At 41.4% G+C, this 3542-nt stretch carries 6 protein-coding genes; all 6 read right to left on the reverse strand.

All coding sequences use genetic code 11. From position 1 onward, the window contains the following. Positions 1–189 precede the first annotated feature (189 nt). Positions 190–540, reverse strand: a complete 351-nt coding sequence (locus tag ACQEXS_RS22255) for a nucleotide pyrophosphohydrolase (RefSeq protein ID WP_427015250.1) — start codon at positions 538–540, stop codon at positions 190–192. Positions 541–696: 156 nt separating this feature from the next. After that, positions 697–1179, reverse strand: a complete 483-nt coding sequence (locus ACQEXS_RS22260) for a hypothetical protein (RefSeq protein ID WP_427015251.1) — start codon at positions 1177–1179, stop codon at positions 697–699. Between the two features lie 169 nt (positions 1180–1348). Further along, positions 1349–1687, reverse strand: coding sequence for a hypothetical protein (locus ACQEXS_RS22265; protein WP_427012247.1), 339 nt, complete (start codon positions 1685–1687; stop codon positions 1349–1351). Positions 1688–1842: 155 nt separating this feature from the next. Then, positions 1843–2115: a hypothetical protein gene (locus tag ACQEXS_RS22270; protein WP_147269935.1), complete on the reverse strand. Its 273-nt coding sequence runs from the start codon at positions 2113–2115 to the stop codon at positions 1843–1845. Between the two features lie 150 nt (positions 2116–2265). Next, positions 2266–2841: a hypothetical protein gene (locus ACQEXS_RS22275; RefSeq protein WP_427012198.1), complete on the reverse strand. Its 576-nt coding sequence runs from the start codon at positions 2839–2841 to the stop codon at positions 2266–2268. Between the two features lie 71 nt (positions 2842–2912). Beyond that, positions 2913–3173, reverse strand: a complete 261-nt coding sequence (locus ACQEXS_RS22280) for a hypothetical protein (RefSeq protein WP_427015252.1) — start codon at positions 3171–3173, stop codon at positions 2913–2915. Between the last annotated feature and the right edge of the window lie 369 nt (positions 3174–3542).

The raw sequence follows: 3542 nt of genomic DNA on the forward strand, positions 1-3542 counted from the left end.
CCGACTTAAAATGACGAGTGGCTAGAGAGAGATAAGAAGATGAGAACAAAGAACTTTCCTACCCGTCGCCTAACGCCCAATTAAGGGGTGAACAACGCCTCCACCCAACCTAAAACATTGTGCCATAAGCACTAAATTTGAAGTAGAAGCAAAAATGCCAAGCGTTGTGAATCCCTCTTAAATTGCTTGTTAGTTTTTACTATTTCCACTGAGTTCAGCAATAACTTCACCTGGCGTTACAACACGTGTTAGCAAGTGAGTTATGTCTGGTTCGTCAATTGGTTCAAGAGCATAAACTGGTTTGCCGAGACCTAAAGCATAACCAATATCCATTGCTACACTTTTTCCAACGTAACCACCAAAATTTAGAATATAGGTAATGTCGGCTTCTCTAATGCGCTGCAAGCAACCATCAATACCATTAGCTTGAAGAGGCTCAGAAATAGTAGTTTCAATACCTGCATTGACCAACGTTTCTCGTATAGCCTGCATCTTTTCTAGATTCTTGAAACTACCGGCAACATAGACAGATTTACTCATACAACTTCCCTATTTTTGCGTAAGTTTTGATGTAAACACTAACGCCCTGTTAAGGGGTGAGCAACGCAATACCGATGCCGCCGCATACCACCTTAAACACTAAAACCAACGCATAGTGAAAATGCCACGCGTTGCGAATCCCTCTTGAACAGTTTGTTAGTGAGCGGACTCATTTGTTGCACTTAATGCTTTATTAAACAATGCCATATCTAATACGAAACTTTCAGTTATACCGTCAGACATAACTGAGGTCCAAAGTAGTTCTCTTTGAACCAATGATTCGATTGCAGCACTAGAGAGATCAAGTCGGTTTATTTGCGAAAACGTAAGGGCTGTTCCCCCTGCATCAACAAATGCGGCAACCACTAGTTTTTCATGCTCAGTGAGCCCGCTAAACGTACACTCTAGCGCTCGCTCAATTGACTTTTGCTTCGCTCGGTCTTGATTCCATTTGTAAGAACTAGAAGCTGCAATTCGTATGATCGGGAAAGAAATCATTACGCTAAACAATGCAATAACCCAATCATTGAAGAACAGGTATGTTGATAAGCCAATTGCACCAGAAATTGATGTAGCAACCCCTCGACCAAAATCGCTCTCGGAATATATACGCTCAGCCCACTTTTCTAACGTTTCCATTTAAATCTCTAATATCAAATCGATCGAAGCTCACTAACGCCAAATTAAGGTGTGAACAACGCTAACACCTTACCTAAAGCATTGTGCCATAAACATTAAACTGACTTGAAGTGAGAGTGCCAAGCGTTGTGAATCACTCTTAAATTTATTGTTATGCGCTCAGTGCGACTTACCAACTGACTTCCGCACCACCTTCGACTACGAAGCCTGATGCGAGAAGCGACGTCATTATGAGAACTTCTGTATCCTTCAAACTAAAGTGCTCACTAATTGCCTTTGCTAGTCCAACCTGAAGTGAGCTTACTGATTTTCGGCTCCAAAGGTTAGGTAAGTTCAACGTACAAATAGCACCATACTCTTTACCCATTTGTTCGTCTGAACGTATGACTGTTACCGTCATTTCCGAAGTATCAATACCGGAATGTTTCCCCCACTTTTCAATGAGTCCAGTACAATCGCTACTATTTACAGCAACTTGAGGAGAGAGAATACAATTAGCAATCGGCATGTTGACCTCCATTTCCAAAATGACGCATAACGCCCAATTAAGGGGTGAACAACGCCTCCACCCAAACCTAAAGCATTGTGCCATAAACACTAAATTTGAAGTAGAAGCAAAATTGCCAAGCGTTGTGAATCCCTCTTAAATTGCTTGTTATGTGATTACTTAAACGCTGACTTGCCATATCGAGCAAAACTGTAGAAGTTGAAATATTCGTCTTCGATTTGTGGCAACCAATCTCTAGTCATTTGGTCAAAGTGAGGGATACAAGTTATTGGATACTTGGCATCGCCATCAATCACCGAAACCAAAATTTCCCCCAGCTCCCCGGCCAAAAGTTCGTTGGCAAGTGGATCCTTACATTCGACTAGCGCTCTTTTTAAACAAACTGCAGATTCATAGACCAAAGATTTTTGCTCAGCGGTGAAATTCATAGCTTCCCCTTTATCACATAACGCCGCATTAAGGTGTGAACAACGCTAAACACTTAACCTAAACCACTGTACCTTAAACACTAAAACCAAGTTTAAGCTGAAATTGCCAAGCGTTGTGAGTCACTCTTAAATGCTTTGTTAGAAGACAGATTAGATTCCGCTTTCGGCTTTTATTCGTTGTTTATCTTCTTCATCTTTTTGTTGCCATTTAGGCAAGTACTTAGACCTCAATGACTCAATTTCCTTTTCTTTCTCTTTCGCCCAATTAAGTCCAGACTCATTCACAACAACTTCAGATGTACTATTAAACCAGTTATCAATTTGTTCCTGAGGAACCTCTCCACTTGCCGGATTCAAACTAAATCTTGCCTTCCAGACTCCCATTCTTGCAGATACTAAAATATAGTAGATTTTATCTGCCAAAAGCTCAGCCTCAAGAAAGTCTGCATTTTCACCAATTACCATAAACATATGTTTTCCAGGTTCAGCTTGATATGCAAGTCGCGTTTTAGCAGAAACAGTGCCTATATAGTTAGAGTCATCATAGACTGTTGACTGTATTGCACCACCAAAACTAGAGGGCCTCATAAAATGAACTAATGCTTTTCCTTCTTCAGGTTTCGTAATGGCATTTTCAGGCGCTACTTTAACCATGTGGTTACTTTGCGTCGCACAACCACTAGCTGTAATTAGCACAAACAATATCATTGCTATCTTTTTTAACATCTTCCTTTCCTTTCTTTTGATATAAAGCTCTATATTAGGTTTTCTAACGCCAAATTAAGGTGTGAACAACGCTAACCACCTTGCCTAAAGCATTGTGCCATAACCACTAAACTGGCTTGAAGTGAAAGCGCCGAGCGTTGTGAATCACTCTTAAATTTATTGTTATGTTTTACCACAAACACATGATTTACTTGAGAAAGAACTGCAATTTCTAACTGGTTTTCTGAAGCAAACCACAAGGCTAGAACCAACTTGGCCGTCAAAAGCGACCAACCTAAACCAAGCAAGTCCACTTCCCTGCCCAATGAGGCAACCCGACTAAGCTCCAACAAGCGCCCTGTCTTTCCAACCAAAGCACAAAACAATGGCAAATTGCCGAGGCAACTGCCAAGCCGAAATGCTAATTGGCGAAGAACCTAGAAGCGACTTTGAGCCAGTTAAATCAGAAGCCAACCGCCACGACCTGACAATGAAGCAACCCGCGAACATTGGCATGTTTTACGGGCTGAGAGACTCAAGAACTTAGACCGACAATGCGGATTTGCTGAGTCTACTAGGGACGAATTGCCAGAGGGACTAAGAACTAGAGCCTAAGACATTTAAACCTTTGAAATGCAAGTAAACATAACGCCGCATTAAGGTGCGAACAACGCTAAACACCCAACCTAAACCACTGCACCTTAAACACTGAAACCGAGTTT

The organism is Vibrio sp. TRT 17S01 (assembly GCF_050113695.1).
Taxonomy (GTDB): domain Bacteria; phylum Pseudomonadota; class Gammaproteobacteria; order Enterobacterales; family Vibrionaceae; genus Vibrio.

Coding starts and splice junctions, on each gene's coding strand:
- ACQEXS_RS22275 (WP_427012198.1), bottom strand. CDS start 2,841: ATGTTAAAAAAGATAGCAATGATATTGTTTGTGCTAATTACAGCTAGT.
- ACQEXS_RS22265 (WP_427012247.1), bottom strand. CDS start 1,687: ATGCCGATTGCTAATTGTATTCTCTCTCCTCAAGTTGCTGTAAATAGT.
- ACQEXS_RS22270 (WP_147269935.1), bottom strand. CDS start 2,115: ATGAATTTCACCGCTGAGCAAAAATCTTTGGTCTATGAATCTGCAGTT.
- ACQEXS_RS22255 (WP_427015250.1), bottom strand. CDS start 540: ATGAGTAAATCTGTCTATGTTGCCGGTAGTTTCAAGAATCTAGAAAAG.
- ACQEXS_RS22260 (WP_427015251.1), bottom strand. CDS start 1,179: ATGGAAACGTTAGAAAAGTGGGCTGAGCGTATATATTCCGAGAGCGAT.